Origin of the sequence: Anaerotruncus sp. DFI.9.16 (genome assembly GCF_024461615.1) — a bacterium.
Classification (GTDB): Bacteria; Bacillota; Clostridia; order Oscillospirales; family Ruminococcaceae; genus Anaerotruncus; species Anaerotruncus massiliensis.
Genome location: NZ_JANFZX010000028.1, coordinates 13368 through 34311, shown reverse-complemented (window position 1 = coordinate 34311; position 20944 = coordinate 13368). Strand labels below are relative to the sequence as shown.

The window sequence follows — 20944 nt, the reverse complement described above, 5'->3', positions numbered from 1 at the left end:
CCCCCCCCCCCCCCCCCCCCCCCCCCCCCCCCCCCCCCCCCCCCCCCCCCCCCGCGGCAGAGGAACGATTTGATTACTCGACAGTCGCGTACATGAAGTAGAAGTAGCCGAGCGGGGAATGCCAGAAGCCCTTGACCTTCGGGTTGAGCAGGTAGAACTCGCTGTAGAACGCCACCGGGATCGCGCCCGCCTCGTCCATCAGGAGCTGCTCCGCCTGGTGCATCGAATCGAACCGGACGTTCGCGTCACCGGTGGTGCGGGCGGTCTCCATCAGCTTGTCGTACTCGGGATTGCTGTATTTGCCGTCGTTGTTGCCGTTGGTGGTGGTGAACAGGTCGAGCATGCTCGACGGATCGTTGTAGTCGAAGACCCAGCCGTTACGGGCGATGTCGTAGTTGCCCTGGCGGCGGTCGGCGGTGACGACCGCCCAGTCGGCGACCTGAACGTTCAGCTTGACGCCCAGCTCGGCCCACATCTGCTGGAGCGCCTCGGCGACCGGCTTGTGATAGCCCTGCTGGTTGGTGAAGTACTCAATCTCGCGCAGGCCCTCGCCGTTCGGATAACCGGCCTCCGCCATGAGCTGCTTGGCCTTTTCAAGGTTGCCCTCATAGTCGTTCGGGTCGATGAAGAGCGGGCTGTTGTCGATGAAGGGGGTCTTGCCGTCCGCGTCGAGCAGGCCGGGGCCGACAAACGCGGTCGCCGGGGTGTAGGTGCCCTGCATGACGGTGTTGGCGATATAGTTGCGGTCGATCGCGAGGCTCAGCGCCTGGCGGAGCTTCGCGTTGTCAAACGGCTCACGCTTGGTGTTGAGGCTGATATAGTAGGTGCCCATGAGGTCGTCGAGGTGGAAGTCCTCGGTCTCGCGCAGGGCGGGGATCTCCTGGGAGGGCAGGTCCTTGGCGCAGACGATCTCGCCGCTCTGGTAGGCGGTGAGCACCGCGTTCGGGTCCTCGATGAGCAGGAACTTGATCGTGTCGCTGCCGAGCGCGTCATAGTTCCAGTAGTTCTCGTTCTTCGCGTACTTGATGTACTCGCCGGGGGTCCATTCGATCATCTTGTACGGGCCGTTGCTGATATAGCTGGAGACCTGGGTGGCCCACGCCTCGCCGTTGGCCTCGACCATATCCTTGCGCACGGGGACGTAGGTCGGGAAGGCGAGCAGCTGGGTGAAATAGCCGCAGGGAGCGGCCAGCGTGACGGTGAGGGTCTTGTCGTCGGTCGCCTTGACCTGCAGCGCGTCGAAATCGCCGGCGGCGGCAGCGTCGTAGCCCGCGATGACGTTGAAGAACTCACCGTAGGGGGCGGCGGTGTCGGGGGAGACGGCGCGTTTCCACGACCACTCGAAGTCGGCCGCGGTCAGCGGCTGGCCGTCGCTCCATTTGAGGCCGTCGCGCAGGTGGAAGGTCCAGTTGAGGCCGTCGTCGGAGACCTCGTAGGTCTCGGCCTGTCCGGGGACGACCGCGCCGCCCTGGTCGAGCGTCATAAGGCCCTCGAACGCGTGGATGATGAGGCTCGCGCCGTCAACCGCGCTGTTGAGCGCCGGGTCGATCGTCTCGGGGTCGGGTCCGATGCAGACCGCCAGCTCGCTGCCGGCAGGCTGGTTGTCCGTCGACGGGGTGGTGGCATCCGTTCCGGACGGATTCTCCGTCTTGGGTCCGCAGCCGCTGAACGCCAGTGAGAAAATCATCACGACTGCCAGGGCTAGTGCCAGTTTCTTCATGCTTTTTTTCCTCCTCTTCATTTTGCATACCGTGGGCATGCGTACGGAGCCCTCAAGCCGGCGGCGCTGCGGCCGCCCGCGCGGTCTTCCGCGGCGTCCTTCCCGGACGCGCGGCGGTAACAAAAGGAATGATCGCTCGTTTTACGAGCGATCAAAAACAGCGGATATCCGCTGTTTTTGTCCAGGATTCTGTTTCCGCCGGGAGTGCGCGCGGCCCTTCGGCCGGCATGAGATCGCCTTTTATTATACACGCATCCGGCCGGTCATGCAAGGCATGTCTCCGGTTTGTAACCTATTTTTGCCGTTTTTCCTCTATTTTACCTGCTCCAGGTTGTGGCAGGCAGCGTAATGGCCGGGGGAAACCTCGCGGAAGGCGGGCTCCTCCTGCGCGCACCGTTCGGTCGCGTAGGGGCAGCGGGTGCGGAACCGGCAGCCGCTGGGCGGGTTCACCGGGCTGGGCACGTCCCCCTCGAGCACGATGCGCTGGCGGGTGCGGCTCAGCTTGGGGTCGGCCACGGGGATCGCCGAAATGAGCGACCGGGTATACGGGTGCACGCTGTGGAAGGTCAGCTCGCTGCTGTCCGCCAGCTCGACCAGCTTGCCCAGATACATGACGCCGATGCGGTTGGAGATATGCTTGACGACCGACAGGTCGTGCGCGATAAACAGGTAGGTCAGCCCCATCTGCTCCTGGAGTTCCTCGAACATGTTGACGACCTGCGCCTGGATCGAAACGTCGAGCGCGGAGATCGGCTCGTCGCAGACGATGAACTCGGGGTCGACTGCGAGCGCGCGGGCGATGCCGACGCGCTGCCGCTGCCCGCCCGAAAACTCATGCGGATAGCGGTTGGCGTGCTCCGAGTTGAGCCCGACCCGCCGCAGCATCTCGATGATCCGGTCGTGCCGCTCCTGCTTGCTTTTGCAGAGCTTGTGGATGTCGATCGCCTCGCCGATGATGTCCCCGACCGTCATGCGCGGGTCGAGGCTCGCGTAGGGGTCCTGGAAGACGATCTGCATCCTGCGCCGGTAGGGCATCATGTTCACGGCCGTCTTCGGCCCGCAGACCGCCCTGCCGGCGGCGTCCTTTTGGGGCTCGCCGTTTTCATCCGTCAGCGGAACGTCGCCGCTGTCAAAGATCGGCTTTCCGTCGTAGACGATGCGCCCGCTCGTCGGCTCATAGAGCCGCAGCAGGGTGCGCCCGGTGGTCGTCTTGCCGCAGCCCGACTCGCCCACCAGGCCGAGCGTCTCCCCCTTTTCGATGTAGAAGGAGACGTCGTCGACCGCCTTGACCACGCGGTTTTCAAAGAGCTTGCCGCCCGCGACGGGGAAATACTGCTTCAAATGCTCCACCTGGATCAGCTTGCTCATTGTTTCTCCCCTCCCGCCGCTTTTTCAAACTCCCGCTTCTGGATCAGCCAGCAGGCGCTGTAATGGGTGTCGCTCAGGTCGGTGTAGGGGGGCATCTCCCGCAGGCAGATCTTCATGCAGGCGCCGCAGCGGGGCGCGAAGGGGCAGCCCTTCGGCGGGTTGAGCATGTCCACCGGCGTACCCTCGATGGGCACCAGCTTTTCGTGCGTCTCGCTGGTCAGCTTGGGGATGCTGCGCAGAAGGCCCTTGGTGTATTCGTGCGCCGTCTCGTAGAAGATCTCGTCCACCGTGCCGTACTCGACGATCTTGCCCGCGTACATGACGGCGATCTTTTCGCACATGCTCGAGACGATGCCCAAATCGTGCGTAATCATGATGATGCTCATGCCGAGCTTCTCCCGCAGCTCGATCATGAGCTCGAGGATCTGCGCCTGGATGGTCACGTCGAGCGCGGTGGTCGGCTCGTCGGCGATGAGCAGCTTGGGCTCGCAGGCGAGCGCGATCGCGATCATGACGCGCTGGCGCATGCCGCCCGAAAGCTCGTGCGGGTACTGCTTGAGGCGCTTTTCCGGCTCGTTGATGCCCACCAGCGTCAGCAGCTCCGTGGCGCGCGCACGCGCCTCGGCCTTGCTCTTTTTGGTGTGCAGGCGGATGACCTCGCAGATCTGGTTGCCGATCGTATAGACCGGGTTGAGGCTCGTCATCGGGTCCTGGAAGATGATCGACACCTCGTTGCCGCGGATCCTGCGCATCTCCTTTTCCGACATCTGGTCGATGCGGTGGCCGTTGAACTCGATCGAGCCGCCGATGAGGCGTCCCGGATGCGCGGTCAGCCCCATCACCGAATAGGAGGTGACCGACTTGCCCGAGCCCGATTCGCCCACGATGCCCAGCACGTCCCCCTCCTTCATCGAGAAGGAGACGCCGCCCAGGGCCTTGACCTCGCCCGCGGGGGTAAAGAAGGAGAGGCGTTCATCTTTGATATCCAACAGGTTTCCCATAAAAATCCTCTCCTTTCTATTCTTTCATCTTGGGGTCGAAGGCGTCCCGCAGGCCGTCCCCGAGGAGGTTGAAGCTGAGGATGATGATGCTGATGAGCAGCGCCGGCGCGAGCAGCCGGTAGGGGTAGGACTGCAGGCCGTTGAGCGCGTCGTTGGCGAGCGAGCCGAGCGAAGGCATCGGCACCGCGACGCCGATGCCGAGGAAGCTCAGAAAGCTCTCGGTAAAGATCGCCGACGGGATCTGAAGGGTGGTGGTGACGATGAGGGTGCCGATGCAGTTGGTGAGCAGGTGCTTGCGGATGATGCGGCCGCTGCTCGCGCCGAGCGCGCGGGCGGCGGTGACGTATTCCTGCTCCTTGAGCTGCAAAATCTGGCTGCGCACGATGCGCGCCATGCCGACCCAGTAGAGCAGCGCGAAGACGATGAAGATGCTCGTCAGATTGACGCCCACCGCCGCGATCCAGCCGAAGCCCGGCTGCTCGGCGAGGTTTTGCAGCGGATATTTCAGCGTGACCGCCAGCAGGATGATGATCAGGATGTCCGGCACCGTGTAGATGATGTCGACGATGCGCATCATGATGATGTCCACCCATCCGCCGAAGAAGCCGGCGACCGACCCGTAGATCGAGCCGATCAGCAGGATGAGGCCGGAGGCGATGAGGCCGACCAGCAGGGAGATGCGGCTGCCCATCATCACGCGCACGGCGAAGTCGCGTCCGAGGTGGTCGGTGCCGAGGATGTGCGGGAAGACGCTCTCCCCGGCGGCAATCTGCTCGAGCTCGCCGTCCGAATACTGCATGGGCGCGAGGTTTTCCGCGCCGCGGATCTGGTGCTCATAGCTGTAGGGATAGAGGCTCGGGACGATAAAGGAGAAGATCATGACGATCAGGATGACCACAAAGCTGACGATCGCCACCCGGTTTTTGAGCAGGCGCTGGAAGCCGTCCTTCCAGAACCCGACGCTCGCCCGCATCGTGACCAGGCTCTCCTTCTCCGCCTCGTCGGCCGGGAGGAAGTCGTCCACGTTCAGCTGGAAGGTGGGAAATTTCTTATTCTGTTCCGACATCAATCTTCCCCCCTCACTTCAGCTTGATCCGCGGATCGATCAGTTTATAGGCGATGTCGACGATCACGTTCATCGAGACGATGAGCACGGCCAGGAAGATGGTCGTCCCCATGATCAGCGGGTAGTCGCGCCCCGTGATCGAGCCGACGAACTCGCTGCCCAGCCCGGGGATGGTGAAGATCTTCTCCACCACGAAGCTGCCCGTCAGCGTGTAGGCGAGCAGCGGGCCGAGGTAGGTGACCACCGGGAGGACCGCGTTGCGCAGCGCGTGCTTGAAGATGCACTTGAACTGCCCGAGGCCCTTGGCGCGCGCGGTACGCATATAGTCCTGCCCGAGCACGTCGAGCATCGACGAGCGCATGAGCCGCGCGATATACGCCGTCGGATAGAAGGCGAGCGCCGTCACCGGCATGATATAGTGGAGCACGCTGTTGAGCCCCACCGTCGGCAGCCATCCGAGCTTGAGCCCGAACAGCATGAGCAGCAGGGTGCAGATGACAAAGCTGGGCACCGCGATGCCGCAGGTGGCGATGAAAATGACCACGTTGTCCGCCCATTTGCCGCGGTTGAACGCCGCGATGCTTCCCAGCGGGATGCCCACGCAGACGGCCGTCAGGATCGAAAGCCCGCCCAGGCGCGCCGACACGGGAAATTTGGTGGCGATGATCTGAGCCACCGTGCGCCCGCGCTGCTTGACGCTGAGTCCGAGGTCGCCCTTGACCAGGCCGAGCATATAGTTCTTATACTGGACCGAGAGGGGCTTGTCCAGCCCGTACTTCTCCTCCATCGCGGCCTGCGCCTGCGGGCTGACCGCCTTTTCCGCCAGGAACGGCCCGCCGGGCACCAGATTCATCAGGAAAAAGGTAATGGTCGATACCAGATAGATGGTCAGCACCGCCATCGCCACCCTCTTCAGGATGTATTTTCCCACAGTATCACTTCCTTCATTTGTTTGCGTCGAAATCCGGGCCGTTTCGACGGCCCAGCCCCGCCGCCGCGGGGCCGCAAGAGTGCGGCTCCGCCTGTTTCTGGAGCAAAAACAGGCGTTTCCAGCCAAAAAACACCGGCCTGTCGCACTTCGTCGCCATAAATATTAATTTTACCGATTTTCGCGGATTTTGTCAACGGCGCACAGCCGGATATTCCCTTTTTCTGCCGAGAAATGTTTGCCTGTATCCGAAATGAGACCCGCGCGGAGGCCCGCGCCGGCCAATCCCGGAATCGGCGGCGCGAAAGAGCCCCGGTTTCCTTTCCGGAAACCGGGGCTCTTTTCGTTCAGCCCTGCCTTCGCAGATGCGCGCCCGTCATCAGGCCCTTTTCATACCGGTCGATCTTCTCGTCGAGCCGGTCGAGCGACCGCTGCATTTCGGCCATCCGGGCCGCGAGCTGGCCGCGCTGCTCCTTGAGCAGCTCCTTGCGGGCGTCGATCGTCCCGTCCCCCTGCTGGAAGAGGTTCACATACTCGATCAGCGCCTCGATCTGGACCCCCGCCGCCCGCATGCACTTCATCAGCTCGACCCAGCCGCAGGACGCCTCGTCGTAATCCCGGATGCCGCTTTTGCTGCGGGGCACCGGCGGGACCAGCCCGATGCGCTCGTAGTAGCGCAGGGTGTCGGCGCTGATCTCATATTTCCTGCTGACCTCCGCAATCGTCATGGCCGTTCTCCTCCCATCATTTCCCGAACATGTCGGCCGCCTGCTTCATATTTTCGACGGCGGGGACCCCGAACGGACAGCGCTTTTCACACGCCCCGCACGCGACGCACTCCCCCGCCTTATGGGAGAGCGCGGCGTAATGCTCCCGCACCGTCTCAGGCACGCCGCCCTGCGCCTTCGCGAGGTTGAGGAATTTGGTCACCGTCGCCACGTCGATCCCCTTCGGGCAGGGCGCGCAGTGTCCACAGTACATGCAGTGGCCCTCCCAGCGGATCCGCGGGAAGGAGGCGAACGCCGCGGCGTAGTCCCGCTCCCCGTCGGAGGCGGTCTCGTAGGCGAGGGAGGCGCGCAGGTCGTCCAGGCTGCGCGCGCCGACCATGACCGAGGCCACCGCCGGGCGCGTGGCGGCGTAGTGCAGGCACTGGACGGGTGTGAGCGCCTTGCCCGCCGGGGAGAGCTCCCCGCTGAGCAGGTCGCCGCCGCCGAACGCCTTCATGACGGTGATCGCCACCCCCATGCGCTGGCAGGTCTCGTAGAGCCGCTCCCGCGTGGGGTCCATGTTGGTGAGTCCGCCGCTGTAATTATCCGGAGCCCACAGCTGTTCCACGTCCTCGTTCGGCGGCTGAAGGTCGTAACAGGGGTTGACGCTGAACATCAGCACCTCGACCAGCCCGCTCTCCACCGCCGCGAGCGCAGCCTCGGGGTTGTGGCTGCTGACGCCGATGTGCCGGATTCTGCCCGCACGACGGAGCTCCCGCGCGTAGGCCATCACCGGCCCCTCCGCGATCTCCCGCCACAGCGCGGGGGAATCGACATAGTGGATCATGCCGACATCCACGTAATCCGTGCCTAGGTTGGCGAGCATCGTTTCAAACGCGGCGCGGACCTCATCGATCCTGCGGGTCGCGCGGTACTGCCCGTCCTCCCAGACGGCGCACAGGTGCGCCTGGAGGACGAACGCTCCCCGGCGGTCCCGGATCGCCCTGCCCGTCCGGCGCTGGACGTCGGGGTTGGGGGTGTAGAGGTCCATGCAGTTGACCCCGTTTTCAAAGGCCAGCTGGAAGAGCTCTTCGGCAAAGGCGTCGTCCCGGAGGACGAAGCCCTCGCAGCCCAGTCCGATCTCGCTGACCCGCAGGCCGGTTTTTCCAAGTTCACGGTAGTTCATCGCTGTTCCCCATTTCTCCTGTCGTTTGTGAGCCCATTGTAACACTTGGAGCGCGCTCCAAGTCAACCCCCAATTTTGCGTATTTCCGCCAAATCGACCCGTTCACAATTTGTTTACTTGACCTGGAGCGCACTCCATGGTGTAGGGTTTAAACGAACCGGATCCCCTGTGCAAAAAACGGGGCCCGGAGCGCGCGCCGCACGGCGCTCCATGCCTTCCGGGCATTTTACACCATCAAAAATAAGCATTTGCTATTCTTTGCGCGGGAAATGATACTTTTCCCAGAAGACCGGACCCAAAAGGAGGTATCCCGATGAACCTGAAAAAACGACTGACGGCGGCAGCCGGCGTCTTCCTCTCCCTCTGCGTGGCCGCGGGGTGCGGCGCCGGGGCGGCCGGCGCGCCCGGCGCGGCCGCTTCCGGGTCCCCGCCCTCCAGCGCCGCGGCGGAACCCGCCGCCCCCGAACCGGCGCCCGTCCCCGAACCGGAGCCTGACAACAGCTGGACGCGCGACGCGCCGGAAAATCACGGGATGGACCCCGCCGTGCTTACGCGGCTGCACGAGGCGCTGGAGGGCTCGTCGGTCCACGCCATGGTCACGGCGAAGGACGGGGTCCTCATCGACGAGTATTACGGCGAGGGGTACGACGAAACGAGCGTGTTCCCGCTGCACTCCTGCTCCAAATCCTTCACCGGCGCGCTCGTCGGCATCGCCATCGACGAGGGGCTGTTCGGCGGGGTGGACGATCCGCTGTCCGACTACCTCCCGCAGGCGGCGGAGCCGGAGGACGCCCGCAAGCGTCAGATCACCCTGCGCCACCTGCTGACCCACACCTCCGGGCTGGAGTGGTACGAGTGGGGCGGCGGCCAGAGCAACTGGGCGGAGTTCCAGTCGGCCCCCGACTGGGTGGCCTATATCCTCGGGCGGCGGCTCACGGCCGAGCCGGGCGCGGCCTTCAACTACAGCACCGGAAACACCCACCTGCTCTCCGCGGCCCTTCAGCAGGCCGCCGGCAAAAGTCTGCTGGAATACGGGCGGGAGAAGCTCTTTGAACCGCTCGGGATGGACAGCGTCGTCTGGCGGGCCGACCCGCAGGGCGTCACCGACGGCGGCAACGGCATCTCCATGACCGCCCGGGACGCGGCCCGGTTCGGGCAGCTCTACCTCGAGGGCGGCGTCTGGAACGGCCGCCGCCTCATCCCCGCGGACTGGCTCGCCCAGTCCACGGCCGCGCAGAACAACGGCGCGGGGGACGGCACCGGCGGCTACGGCTACCAATGGTGGGTGCGTTCCTTTGGCGAAGGGGGCTACGACACCTACTACGCCTTCGGCGCATGGGGGCAGTACGTCTTCGTGGTGCCCGAGCTCGACCTGGTGACGGTCATCGCCAGCCACTACCCGCAGAACAGCTACGCGCCGCGCCCCTTCTTTACCGACTACGTCCTCGCGGCGTACGACGGGCGGCGGCCTGAATAAAAAACAACGAAACCGGCAATGAGGAAGGAAAGAGGGAACCGGACATGATCTACAAAGACTTTCAGGATTTGAAGCTCTCCGCGCTCGGGCTGGGCGCCATGCGCCTGCCCGTCGTCGACGGGGACGACGCGCGGATCGACGAGGCCGCGGCGGAAAAAATGGTCGATTACGCGATCAAGCGGGGAATCAACTATTTCGACACCGCGTGGGGCTATCACAGCGGGCGGTCCGAGCTCGTCATGGGGAAGCTGCTTTCCCGCTACCCGCGGGACCGCTTTTTCCTCGCGGACAAATTCCCCGGCTACGACCTCTCCAATATGGACAGGGTGGAGGAGATCTTCGAGGAGCAGCTGAAAAAATGCCGGGTGGATCGCTTCGATTTCTACCTCTTCCACAACGTCTGCGAGATGAATATCGACGCCTATCTGGATGAGCGGCACGGCATCTTCGACTATCTGGTCAGGCAGAAGGAGGCCGGGCGCATCCGGCACCTGGGCTTCTCCGCCCATGGGAGTTACGGGGTGATCGAGCGGTTCCTCAAGGCCTACGGCGACCGGATGGAGTTCTGCCAAATCCAGCTCAACTACCTCGACTGGACCTTCCAGGACGCGAAGGCGAAGATCGCCCTGCTCGACGGATACGGCATCCCCGTCTGGGTGATGGAGCCCCTGCGCGGCGGGCGGCTCGCCTCCCTCTCCCCGGAAGACGCCGCGAAGCTGAAGACGCTTCGCCCGGGGGAGGGCGTCCCGGCCTGGGCGTTCCGGTTTTTACAGTCGCTCCCGAGCGTCACGGTCGTGCTCTCCGGCATGTCCAGCTTCGCGCAGCTCGAGGAAAACCTCGGCACCTTCGAGGCGGAAAAGCCCCTCGACGCCCGCGAGACGGAGACCCTGCTCGCGGTCGCGGACGGCATGGTCCGGAAGATCGCGCTGCCCTGCACCGCCTGCCGCTACTGCACCTCCCACTGCCCGCAGGGGCTGGATATCCCCTCGCTGCTGGCGCTCTACAACGAGCACTGCTTCACGGAGGGCGGGTTCCTCGCGCCGATGGCCCTGTCCGCGCTGCCCGAGGACAAACGCCCGCCCGCCTGCCTCGGCTGCCGCAGCTGCGAGGCGGTCTGCCCCCAGCAGATCAGGATTTCAGAGGCCATGGCGGATTTCACGGCGAAGCTGAACGCGTGACCGTCCGCGCCCCCGCGTCCAGGCGGGACGATTCTCCGGTGCTGGCGGCGGCCCTCCGGGGTCGGCCGCGGATCGGATCTTCTGACGGAAAACAGGGGGCGCCTCAACGAGGCGTCCCCTGTTTTCCGTTGTCATTTCGGGCGGCGGCCGGCCTGCACGCCCGCGGAAAAATCCGCCAGGATCCGGTCCAGCGGGTCCCCCCGCACCATCTGCGCCGCCGCGCCGTTCAGGAGCTTCAGCAGGTTGAAGGGAATCCGTGAATCGGTGTCGCTGTATATCCGGTCCTCCCCGATCAGCGCGAGCTGCTCGGCAAACAGGGGGTCGCCGCTCTGCGCGCCCTGAAGCGGGCTCAGGCTGTTCTGTTCCGCCGCGTAGCTCTCGATGTGCTCCGGCTGCATCAGGAAATCCAGAAACCGCAGTGCCTCCTCCCGGTGCGGGCCCTCGTTGTTGACCCCCACGAGGACCGACGCGCGCACGCAGGTCAGCGGGCCCTCGTCCCCGACCGGAAGGCCGGCGTACCGGTATTGAAAGCCGGGCTCCCCGGCCAGAAAGGCGGACAGGCTCCAGCTCGGCGCCACGGCGAAGGCCACCCCGCCGCCCGCGAACTGTTCCCCGAGCACCTTGCGGTAGGACCGCGCGTCCGTCTCGCCGGACATCTGCTCCCGGTCGATCAGGCCGTTTTCCACCAGGGCGTACACGTCGCGGATTCCCCCGGCGTAGACCTCCTCCGCGGTCAGCCCTTCCGACACGGTCCGCGCGCCCTCGATAAAGGGCGCGGCCGAGCGCCCCGACATCAAAAAGGAGATGCTCGCGGCGTTGCCCTGATAGTTGACCATCGGCGTGTAGCCATGGTCGCGGACGATCTCCATGTCCCGCACCCACTCGTCAAAGGTGCGGGGCATCTCCCCGATCCCGCAGGCGCGCAGCACGTCCATATTGCCGAGCATCCCCACGACGCTCAGGCACATGGGCACCGCCGAAATTTTTCCGTCCACCGTGATAAGCTGTTGGATGATCGGGTTGTATCGCTGTACAAATTTCTCCCCCGAAAGGTCGGCGATCAGCGTGCCGTACCAGCCCCTGGTTTCGTAAGTGGTCAGCGCCTGGTCGCTGATCATGAACAGGTCGTCGGCGTACCCGTTCTCGAGACGGTTGGTCAGGATGTCGACGAAATTGTCCCCCAGCCCCTCGTAGACGATCACCACATCTTCATTTTGCTCCATGTAGCGGTTGAGGATGCCGTCGATCTCCTCCACCTTGTCCGCGCCCACCTTGAAGCCCAGAAAGCGCAGGTTGACCGTTTCCCCGGCCCCGTCCACCACCTGGACCCCCTTCTCCCGGCACCCTGCCGGGAGAAGGGCGAGCAGGACGGCCATGAGGGCGCAGACGGCTCTACGGCGCAGCTTCATCGCGTTTCTCCCCCTTCACCGCCCGCTCGATGGTCTGGAGCAGGTTCTGGATATCGATCGGCTTGGCGATATGGCCGTCCATACCGGTCTCCAGCGCGTGGGAAACGTCCTCGGAAAAGGCGTCCGCGGTCATGGCGAGGATCGGCAGGGAGGAATCGGCCCGCCCGAGCGACCGGATCGCGCGCGCCGCGTCATAGCCGTTCATGCGCGGCATCTGGATGTCCATGAGCACCAGATCGTACCGGCCCTCCCCGCCCGAAACGAACCGGTCCACGGCTTCCTCCCCGTCCGCCGCCCGGTCCACCTCGGCGCCAAAGTGGCTCAAAAGCTCCACCGCGATCTCCGCGTTCAGTTCGTTGTCCTCCGCCAGCAGGATGCGAAGGCCGTCGAGCGGGCGGTCCTCCGTACGGTCCGCGGCGGGATTGGTTCCGCCGCCCAGCGCCGCCGCGACCTTCGACGCAAGCAGGGGCTTGCCGAGGCAGCCCGTTCCCTCCGTCGTCCCGGCGGACGGCAGGCTGAACCCGCTCAGGCAGAGGACGGCGCCGCACCGGCGCGCGGCTTTTTCCGGTCTGCTTCCGAGCCGGTCGTCCACGATCACAAGATCCGGTCCCGAGCCGTCCGGCATTTCCAGCGTCTCCGGTACGGACCCTGCGCAGGATACCCGGTATCCCGCCGCCGAAAGCGTGAGCCGCGCGGCCTCCAGCGTCTCGGGGTCGGCGTCGGCCACCAGGACGGCCTTGCCCGCCGGCTGCCCGCCGTCCCCGTCCGGCAGCGCCGCGGGCAGGGAAAGCCGTACGCGGAAGGCGCTGCCCCGCCCGAGGGCGCTCTCCACCGTGATCTCCCCGCCCATCAGGCGGACCAGCTGCGCGCTGATCGCCATGCCGAGCCCCGTGCCCCGGCTGAGGGAATTTTTCTCCTGCGTGAACGGCTCGAACACCATCGCCTGGTACTCGGGGCTCATGCCGACGCCGTTGTCCTCCACCTCGATCCGCACCAGCATGTTGTCCGCGCGCTGCGGATCCCGCCCGCCAAAGAGCCGCAGGCGGATGCGGCCCCCCTCGGGCGTGTATTTCACCGCGTTGGACAGGATGTTGACGAGGATCTGGCTCAGACGCATCCCGTCCCCGACCAGGCATTCCGGGCCGTCCCAGAAGGCGCAGGCGTCGAACGCGTGCCCGCGACCGCGCATCAGCGGCAGGACGAGGTCGACCGCCTCCTCGATCACCGCGCCGATCGGGAAGGGGGCGTGTTCGAGCGTCATCTTGCTGCTCTCGATCTTCGACATGTCCAGCACGTCGTTGATGATCCCGAGCAGATATTTGGACGAGGCGCCGATCTTGTCGAGGCAGGCGGCGATCCGGTCCCGGTCGCCGGTGTTCAGCTTCATGATCTCGGTCATGCCGACGATGGCGTTCATCGGCGTGCGGATTTCATGGGACATGTTGGAGAGGAAGCTGCTCTTGGCCTCGCTGGCGAGCTTTGCCGCCTCCACCTCCGAGCGCAGCTTCCACCGGCGGCGGCTCATCCAGAGCAGGAGCGCCGCGCCCAGCAGCACCGTGACGCCCAGCAGGACGATGGCCGCGATGGCGATCATTCCGTTTTCCTGCAGCGCGTCCGACGGGATGATCGAGACGATGAACCAGTCGGCCCGCTCCTCGAGCGGGACAAAACAGAAATAGCAGTTTTCGTCGCGGAAATCCAGCTGCACCGTACAGGCCTCGCCCCGGGCCAGGACGGCGCGGATCTCTTCGATTACCGCCGGGTCGTTGCTGCGGTAGGCCTCGAGCATGGTGAACAGCCCGGAGTAGAGACCCTGCCCGAATTTGTTGTGGGGCAGCATGATGAAGGTCCCCTCGGCGCCGGAGATCATATAGCAGTAGCCCTGCTGGCTGTGGAACTCCATGAAGTCGTCCATGTACAGGTCGTCGAGCACGCACTCGGCGTAAAACCGGCAGGGGACGCCCGCCACCGTGCCGGAGACGGCGACCGCGGTCTGCCAGCGGCCGCTCTTCCCGAGGTACCCGGCGGAAAACGCGCCGTCCTCCGGGCAGAGCTCCTCCAGCCGCGCGGCGTCCCCGGCGGTCAGGCCGTAGTCCTCCGTCAGCGGCGCGCCCTCCTCCGTCACGACGTGGAGGCGGAAGATCGGGTGGCCGTCCAGCTGGCGGGAGGCCATCTCCCCCACCTCGCCGGGACCCGCGCCGCTCGAGGCGACGCTCCGTGAAAAGGCGGCCAGCGACGAACGGATATCCTCCAGCCGCAGCTCCATCACCTCGGCGGATTTCAGCGTCATCTCCCACGCGAGGGTCTTGCTCTCGTTCACGATGCGCGTATAGAGGTGGAAGGTGAACGCGCCGACCCCCAGCAGGATGAGGAGCAAAATCAGGGCCGCCCCGGCAATCGACCGCCCGCCGCCGGGTTCCCGGCCGGATCCTTTCTTCATCTCGCGTCCCTCCTGACCGCGGGGCCCGGACGGGCCCCGTGTGTAATGCTTTTCCCGCGGCGCGGAATCACTGCCGCGTCGCGAAGGCGCGGAACCGTTCCGCCTCGCTTTCCAGAAAGACCTGCCAGCCGGCGGCGATGCGCTCGAAATCCCGCGCGCGCAAATCCGCCTCCGCCTGTGCGATCGTCCCGGAAAACGCATTGTCAAGCCGGTTTTCCCCGAGCCGCCTCAGCGTGGCCGGATAGCCGCAGGCCAGCAGCTCGTTGAGCTTGCGGTAGCACTGGCGCACCGCCGCGGACGGGCAGGCGCCGGTGATGAAGGCGAGGTATGCCTCAAAGACAAGGTAGCTCTTTTTTTCCTCCCGGATCCGCGCGAACCGTTCCGCCAGCCGGTCCAGCGTCTCCCCGGACGCCGCCTCCAGCGTAAAGAGGGACACCTTCCGGACGGTCAGCGCCAGAAACTCCAGACTCTCCGCGTAGAGCCCCAGCGCCTCGCGGACCTCCGGTTTGGAAAAGTCGATCCGCCGGGGGTCCATGAGGACCCGCGTCCCCTTCCCCTGGAAGGAAGCGGCGACGCCGAGCCCGGCCAGCAGGTCCAGCGTGCGCCGGATCGTGGAGACCGCGACGCCGAACCGCTCCGCCATCCGCGGGAGGGAGGGGAGAAAGCTCCCGACCGGGTAGCGTTCCTCCAGGATCTCCCGGATGATGCGGGAGGCGATCGAATAGCGCAGCTGGGGACGCTGCCGGTAGATGTTCCACTCGAACGGGACCGGGCGGACGTCCTCCAGCGTGTACTCCGCGCGCGCCGTTTCGAGGAAGGCGAACAGCTCGTCGATGTCCTGCTTCCAGCCGGCCAGACAGGCGCGCTTCGCACGGTCGGCGTCCCCGCCGGCCCTCAGCTCCCGCAGGCAGTCCTCCGCCGCGCCGTGGGCGTCCAGCAGGGGAAAGCACAGGTACCGGATCATCTCCCAGCAGAGGTTCATGACCAGATGGTTGCCCAGCGAGGAGAGGACGGTCAGGGAAAACCCCGCCGCGGCCGGCGGCGCCCCCGTCCTCTCCCGGTTCCAGGTCCGGAGCCCCGCCTCCCAGAGCGGGTCGTACAGGAGCCCGCCGGTCCGGACGATATCGAGGATCCCCTCCCGGCGCGGCACGAAATATCGCGCGGCGTTTTCTCGGAACCGGGCGGGTCCCGCCCGGTAGACCACCCGGGCGGCCTTTTTCGCCTCCACCCGGATGAGGCCGTCCGCCTCCAGCCGGGCCAGCGCGCTGCGGACGGTCGGGACCGCCACATGGAACTCGGAAGCGATCCGCGGAATCGCGGGCAGGGAATCCCCGAAGGCGCAGCGGCCGAAGCAGATTCTGGCCGCATAGTAATCATATATCAGCTTATACCGTTCGTATGTCCCTTCCACGGGCGCGCCTTCCTCCCTTTCTCACGCCCGCGGCGGACCGCCTCCCGCATCCTCCAGCGCGCGGCGCAGCGTGCTCTGCAGGATGGCGGTGTCGATCGGTTTCGCCACGTGGGCGGTCATTCCGGCCGCGAGGGCCGCCTGCACATCCTCCGAAAAGGCGTTCGCCGTCATGGCGATGATGGGGACCGTCCGGGCGTCGGGGCGGTCCAGCCCCCGGATCGCCCGGGCGGCCTCGTAGCCGTTCATCTCGGGCATCTGGATGTCCATCAGGACGGCGTCGTAGGTGCCCGGCGCCCGCTCCCGGAACTCCCGCACCGCCTTGGCGCCGTTGGTCCGGACCACCGTTTGCGCCCCGTAGATCTCCAGCAGGCCGCAGAGGATCTCGGCGTTGATCTCGTTGTCCTCCGCCACCAGGATGCGGCGGCCGGCGAAGGGCGCCTCCTCCGAGGGAGCTTCGGACTGCGGCCCGGCCGCCTTCCCGGCGGGGGGCCCCGAGGCCCCGCCGGCCTCGCACTCGAGCTCCACCGTGAAGACGGAACCCTCGCCGGGCCGGCTCTCCACCGAGATCGTGCCGCCCATCAGGTCGACCAGCCCCTTGGCGATGCTCAGCCCCAGGCCGGTCCCCTCGACGCGCGTCGCCTCCCTGCTGCGGGAGAAGGGGTCGAACATCGAGGCGAGGAACTCCTCCGACATCCCGATCCCCGTGTCGCGCACGACGAAGCGGTAGCGGACGCGGCCCGCGCTTTCCGCGGGCAGTTCCTCCGCGAAAAACTCCACTCTTCCCCCCTCGGGGGTGAACTTGACCGCGTTGCTCAGCAGATTGAGCAAAATCTGGCTGACGCGCAGGGCGTCCCCGAAGAACCGCTCCTGACGGACCCGGCCGGCTCGTGCGCAGAAGGAGAGCCCCGCCGCGCGGGCCTGCGGCTCGATGATGGTCGAGAGCTGCTCCAGCAGGCCGGGGACGGACATCTCCATCCGGTTGAGCGTGATCTTGCCGCGCTCGATCTTGCTCATGTCCAGGATGTCGTTGATCAGGCTGAGCAGGTGCCGGGAGGAGACGGAGATCTTCCGCAGGCAGTCGGCGATCCGCGCGGGGTCGTCGATGTAGGCGCTGGCGAGCGCGGTCATCCCCATGATCGCGTTCATCGGCGTGCGGATGTCGTGGCTCATGGAGGAGAGGAAGTCGCTCTTGGCGCGGCTGGCCTCCTCCGCCAGCTCCAGCGCCTGCTCCAGGGCCTTTTTGGACCGGCGTTCCTCCGCCAGCATATCGGTCACGTCGGCGCGCACCATGCACACCGTCTTGTGCTCCCCGTCCCCCCACAGGACGGTGATCTGCTTATAGCGCAGACCCTCCTCCGAACGGTGCGGGAAGACGAAGTCATAGCCCGCGGGCTGCTCCTCGAGATGCCGGAGCATCGTCTCCAGCCGGAGCTGGCGCTCCAGCTCCTCCGTCCCGCCCTCGGGGTTATAGCGCTCGGCGATCAGTTTGATGGAGGCGTTGTAGTCCTCCACGACGAAGGGGGACAGATTTTCCAGCACCGTCTGGCGGGTGTGCATCGTCATGCGTCCGGTGACCACCTGGATGAGGCTCAGCAGCTCGAAGGTGTAGGCCACGACGTTCAGCAGCCCCTGCTGCTCACGCACCGAATCGGTGATGTCCGCCCGCGCAAGGCAGACCCGCCCCAGCCGCAGGTCGATGGCCGAAACGGTGAGCTTTTTGGTGAGGACCTCCCCCCGCTCCCCGAGGATGGCGTAGTGGAAGGAATAGGAGTCCTCCCTTTGCAGACGCTCCATGATGTAGTCCGGGTCCAGCAGGGTCTTCACCTGCTCGCGGTCCCTGGGCACAACCTGCTTTTGGAGCATGTAGGCGATTCGGTCGGAATGTCGGCCCTCCTGCGCCGGGATATCGTCCGCGTCCATCTCCCCGTTGAGTACGCGGTAGCGGTCCTCGGGGACGTCCACGTCGACCACGAGGTCGCTGCCCGCCACCGACAGGCGGCGCAGGATGCGTTCGGAGATGGTCTGCTCGGTGATGTCGGTGACGGTCAGGATGCCGGTGACGTCCCCCGTGTCGGGGGTCTCCACCAGATTCACCTTGAAGCGCACGTAGCGCCCGCGCTTCTCCTTCGGGAGCCGAACGAAGAAGTCCCGGATGATTTCCGTGTCGCCCCGGTCGAAGGCCGCCTGGGAGGGCCCGTTCAGGTAGGCCTCCCTGAAAATCCGCCGGCCCTCCTCGTCGACGACCAGGTTCGAAAGCCCCATGAAAAAGGTCTCCCGTCTGGTGCCGAAGGTGCTCAGCAGGCCGGAGTCGGTGTGGTCGATGATCTCGAGGATCTGATCCCGCGTGACGTTGCAGTGGCCCACGACCAGCGCGTTGGGTCCGGGCGTGCGGTAGTGCTGGAGGATCCGGTCGTTGAACTGCTTCCGGAGCTCCTCCCGTTCCTCCCGCTCCCGGGTCATGTCGTGGTAGCCCGCGTAGATCCGAAGCTCCCCGTCCTCGCTCTGGAGCATCGAAAGGCTGTTTTTCACCCAGATGTAGCCGCCGTCGCCCTTTTTCAGCCGGTAGATCAGCTCACAGCTGCTCTCCCCGCTGCCGATGAACTCCGCCATCCGCGCGGCGACCGCCTCCCGGTCGTCCGGGTGCACCCCGGCCATGGCGTCCCGCCTGTAGAGCTCCCACGCCGCCTCCTGCGTCATCCCCGTCATGGCGGCGAACCCGTCCGACAAAAACTCGGGGATCATGCTGCCGTCCGGCTTGTAGCGGACCACGGCGACGCCCCCCGGGAGGTGCTTGACCACCGTCTGGAAATACTGCTCCAGACGCGCCTTTTCCTTCTGGGTCCGGACCTCCTCGGTCACGTCGTGGACGTACTTCACATAGGCCGGGATGCCGTTCCAGTCGCTCTCCATGAAGCGGGTGGTGTAAAACCGCCCGCTCCCGTCCACCGCCATCTCGTGCGCCTTTCCGTCGGGCGCGTGGCTGTGAAGCGTGCAGAACCCGCAGGGCGTGTCCCTCCCGTGCAGCGCGGCGTAGCATTTCTGCCCGACGCGGCCGCCGCTCTTCGCGAACAGCTCCCGCGATTCGTTGATGTAGAGCAGGTCGTAATTCTTCCGGTCGATGACGTAGATGCCGTCCGCCGTCTCGTTTGCGATGCTCTGGAAGAGCTGCGCCTCCGCCGACATGCCGGTGAAGACCCCGTAAAACCGGGTGGATTCCGACAGCGGTCCCATCCGGCGGCCGTTGAGGTGCAGCCAGACGAGGGTCCCGTTCTTATGGCGCATCCGGCAGGAGATGTCGAGCACCTCCCCGCTTTCCAGCGCGGCCCGCGCCGCGGCGAGGACCCGGGGCCTGTCCGCCTCGTATACGGCGTCGAAGGCGTCCCGCCGGACGATCTCCCCGTACTCCTCCCGCGTGTAACCCGTGAGGGCGGGCACGCCCGCGGAGAAATAGGTGGGGACGAACCGCCCCTCCTCCACCCGGTAGCCGGCGATCCCGCCCGGGATCGAGTTGACCAGGTGGTCGAGCTCCAGCTGGGTCTCCTTGAGCGCGGTGATGTTGTGGAACACGCACTGGAGCAAGGGACGGCCGCGCACCTCCCCCACCTGCTTCGCTTGGGCGTGCACCCAGACGATGTGCCCGTCCCGGTGCAGCTTGCGGAATTCAAAGTCCGCCACCGTCCGGTCGCGCAGGGCCTCCCTGGCCTTCGCGGCCACCATCGCGGCGTCCTCCGGATAGGTCATCTCGATCGCGTCCCGTTTGATCAGTTCCCGGTACTCCTCCACGGTGTACCCGGTCAATTCCGGCACGCCGTCGGAGAAATAGACCGTCTCAAAGATGTCCGACACCCGGTAGATGGCAACCCCGCCCGGGATGGCATTGACGATGTCCTGCATCTTCTCGTTGGCAGCCTTCAGCTCTTCCTCCAAATGCACGCGCTCGCTGACGTCGGTGTAGATGCCGTAGAAGATTTTGGCGCCGTCCTCATGGGTTTTGATCGTGCCGTCGAGGTTGATCCAGCGGTATTCCCCCCGCCGGTCGTTCCACAGCCGGTAGGCGTGCCGCACGCTGCCGCCGCCATGGTATGCGGCGGCGATCTTTTCCCGCAAAAGCCCGACGTCCTCCGGATGCACGCCCAGGTAGTCGGTCTTCTCCCGGACCGACCGGACGTGCTCGTCGGAATAGCCCACGACCTCATAGAAGGCGGGATTGTGGTAGAGCGGCACGATTTCAGGCCACTCGATCCGGTAGACGCACAGCCCGCAGGGGACGCTGGTAAAGGTCTCCTTCAGCCCCTCCTGCAGCCGGTCGGCGCGCTCCGACTCCGCCCGCTGCTCGGTGACGTCCCTGACGTACTCGATGTGCGCGGGCCGGTCCCCCCAGTCGACGAGCTTCCCGCTGAGCTGGTAAACGCGCCCGTTGAGGGGGTGGCGGTACTCGCGGACGAGGATGTCGTCCCGCCTCATTCTACCCGCGTGGCAGAAGGGGCAGGCGGACCGGTAGCCCGCGATGTGGTAGCAGCAGGCCTCGCCGCCGTCCGGCGGCAGGAGCGTCTCCCGCGCCCGCCGGTTGGCGTAGAGCACCCGCCGGCTCTCGACGTCACTGACGAAGATGGCGACCGGGTCGTTGTCCAGGATGGCCTGAAGCTGCCGGACCTCCGGCGCAGAGAGAGGGGTTTCCCACGTCATGTCGGTTCTCCTTTCAGGGCTTCCAAAAACAGCCCCGCCCGCTCGAATTCCTTTCGCACGGCCCGGTACAATTCGGGGTAGTCGTTTCGCTCCTCCCGCAGGCGCAGCGGCTCCACGACGGCGCACGCCGCCTTGTAAAGCGGGTCGAGCCCCAGGTTCCCGGCGACCCCCTTGAGCGAATGGGCGGCCTCAAACGCGCCGCCCAGGTCGCCGGATTCCAGCGCGCCGCCCAGCCGATCCACGCTGCCGTCCCGGGGCAGCATGCCGAGCACGCGCAGGTACATGGCCTCGTTCCCCAAAAAGCGCCGCATCGTGCCGTCGTAATCCGCGCCGTAGGCCTCGAAGGCCGCACGAAAATTCCCCATAG

General features: G+C 65.8%; 14 protein-coding genes. 2 read left to right on the top strand and 12 right to left on the bottom strand.

Going from position 1 to position 20944, the window contains the following annotated elements:
* Nucleotides 1-73: 73 nt before the first annotated feature.
* The 7 genes from NE609_RS11100 to NE609_RS11070 form a co-directional block, all read right to left on the bottom strand.
* Nucleotides 74-1720, bottom strand: a complete 1647-nt coding sequence (locus NE609_RS11100) for a peptide ABC transporter substrate-binding protein (RefSeq protein WP_121586094.1) — start codon at nt 1718-1720, stop codon at nt 74-76.
* 312 nt (nt 1721-2032) lie between these two features.
* Nucleotides 2033-3088 carry an ABC transporter ATP-binding protein gene (locus NE609_RS11095; protein ID WP_256152519.1) on the bottom strand — a complete coding sequence of 352 codons (1056 nt, stop codon included), beginning with the start codon at nt 3086-3088 and terminating at the stop codon, nt 2033-2035.
* A complete protein-coding gene (locus NE609_RS11090) occupies nt 3085-4089 on the bottom strand; it encodes an ABC transporter ATP-binding protein (RefSeq protein WP_256152518.1) in 1005 nt (334 codons plus the stop codon). Before NE609_RS11090 ends, NE609_RS11095 begins: the two co-directional genes overlap by 4 nt.
* 16 nt (nt 4090-4105) lie before the next feature.
* Complete coding sequence (locus NE609_RS11085) at nt 4106-5155, bottom strand: ABC transporter permease (RefSeq protein WP_121586096.1); 1050 nt, start codon at nt 5153-5155, stop codon at nt 4106-4108.
* A 13-nt stretch (nt 5156-5168) separates the two neighbouring features.
* The gene (locus NE609_RS11080; protein WP_101552288.1) at nt 5169-6086 is read right to left on the bottom strand and encodes an ABC transporter permease; all 918 of its coding nucleotides are present in this window, start codon (nt 6084-6086) and stop codon (nt 5169-5171) included.
* Between the two features lie 344 nt (nt 6087-6430).
* Nucleotides 6431-6811 carry a MerR family transcriptional regulator gene (locus NE609_RS11075; RefSeq protein ID WP_121586097.1) on the bottom strand — a complete coding sequence of 127 codons (381 nt, stop codon included), beginning with the start codon at nt 6809-6811 and terminating at the stop codon, nt 6431-6433.
* Between the two features lie 16 nt (nt 6812-6827).
* Nucleotides 6828-7976, bottom strand: a complete 1149-nt coding sequence (locus NE609_RS11070) for an aldo/keto reductase (protein WP_256152517.1) — start codon at nt 7974-7976, stop codon at nt 6828-6830.
* 313 nt (nt 7977-8289) lie between these two features.
* Between NE609_RS11070 and NE609_RS11065 the strand changes: the two genes are divergently transcribed.
* On the top strand, nt 8290-9453 hold the full coding sequence (locus tag NE609_RS11065; RefSeq protein WP_256152516.1) for a serine hydrolase: 1164 nt from the start codon (nt 8290-8292) through the stop codon (nt 9451-9453).
* 44 nt (nt 9454-9497) lie between these two features.
* Nucleotides 9498-10631 (top strand): aldo/keto reductase, encoded by a 1134-nt coding sequence (locus tag NE609_RS11060; RefSeq protein ID WP_101552296.1) that lies wholly within the window; start codon nt 9498-9500, stop codon nt 10629-10631.
* Between the two features lie 131 nt (nt 10632-10762).
* Here the strand turns inward: NE609_RS11060 and NE609_RS11055 are convergent, their stop codons facing one another.
* From NE609_RS11055 to NE609_RS11035, 5 genes are all read right to left on the bottom strand, one after another.
* Nucleotides 10763-12040, bottom strand: coding sequence for an ABC transporter substrate-binding protein (locus tag NE609_RS11055; protein WP_101552298.1), 1278 nt, complete (start codon nt 12038-12040; stop codon nt 10763-10765).
* Complete coding sequence (locus NE609_RS11050) at nt 12024-14480, bottom strand: response regulator (RefSeq protein WP_256152515.1); 2457 nt, start codon at nt 14478-14480, stop codon at nt 12024-12026. The genes NE609_RS11055 and NE609_RS11050 overlap by 17 nt, the downstream gene beginning before the upstream one ends.
* A 67-nt stretch (nt 14481-14547) precedes the next feature.
* The gene (locus NE609_RS11045; protein ID WP_256152514.1) at nt 14548-15891 is read right to left on the bottom strand and encodes a GntR family transcriptional regulator; all 1344 of its coding nucleotides are present in this window, start codon (nt 15889-15891) and stop codon (nt 14548-14550) included.
* A 21-nt stretch (nt 15892-15912) separates the two neighbouring features.
* On the bottom strand, nt 15913-20577 hold the full coding sequence (locus NE609_RS11040; RefSeq protein ID WP_256152513.1) for a PAS domain-containing protein: 4665 nt from the start codon (nt 20575-20577) through the stop codon (nt 15913-15915).
* Entirely contained in the window at nt 20574-20942 is a 369-nt protein-coding gene (locus tag NE609_RS11035; protein ID WP_256152512.1) for an Hpt domain-containing protein, read from the bottom strand. Before NE609_RS11035 ends, NE609_RS11040 begins: the two co-directional genes overlap by 4 nt.
* Nucleotides 20943-20944 lie beyond the last annotated feature (2 nt).

Coding starts and splice junctions, on each gene's coding strand:
- NE609_RS11055 (WP_101552298.1), bottom strand. CDS start 12,040: ATGAAGCTGCGCCGTAGAGCCGTCTGCGCCCTCATGGCCGTCCTGCTC.
- NE609_RS11035 (WP_256152512.1), bottom strand. CDS start 20,942: ATGGGGAATTTTCGTGCGGCCTTCGAGGCCTACGGCGCGGATTACGAC.
- NE609_RS11095 (WP_256152519.1), bottom strand. CDS start 3,088: ATGAGCAAGCTGATCCAGGTGGAGCATTTGAAGCAGTATTTCCCCGTC.
- NE609_RS11075 (WP_121586097.1), bottom strand. CDS start 6,811: ATGACGATTGCGGAGGTCAGCAGGAAATATGAGATCAGCGCCGACACC.
- NE609_RS11065 (WP_256152516.1), top strand. CDS start 8,290: ATGAACCTGAAAAAACGACTGACGGCGGCAGCCGGCGTCTTCCTCTCC.
- NE609_RS11090 (WP_256152518.1), bottom strand. CDS start 4,089: ATGGGAAACCTGTTGGATATCAAAGATGAACGCCTCTCCTTCTTTACC.
- NE609_RS11060 (WP_101552296.1), top strand. CDS start 9,498: ATGATCTACAAAGACTTTCAGGATTTGAAGCTCTCCGCGCTCGGGCTG.
- NE609_RS11100 (WP_121586094.1), bottom strand. CDS start 1,720: ATGAAGAAACTGGCACTAGCCCTGGCAGTCGTGATGATTTTCTCACTG.
- NE609_RS11040 (WP_256152513.1), bottom strand. CDS start 20,577: ATGACGTGGGAAACCCCTCTCTCTGCGCCGGAGGTCCGGCAGCTTCAG.
- NE609_RS11050 (WP_256152515.1), bottom strand. CDS start 14,480: ATGAAGAAAGGATCCGGCCGGGAACCCGGCGGCGGGCGGTCGATTGCC.
- NE609_RS11070 (WP_256152517.1), bottom strand. CDS start 7,976: ATGAACTACCGTGAACTTGGAAAAACCGGCCTGCGGGTCAGCGAGATC.
- NE609_RS11085 (WP_121586096.1), bottom strand. CDS start 5,155: ATGTCGGAACAGAATAAGAAATTTCCCACCTTCCAGCTGAACGTGGAC.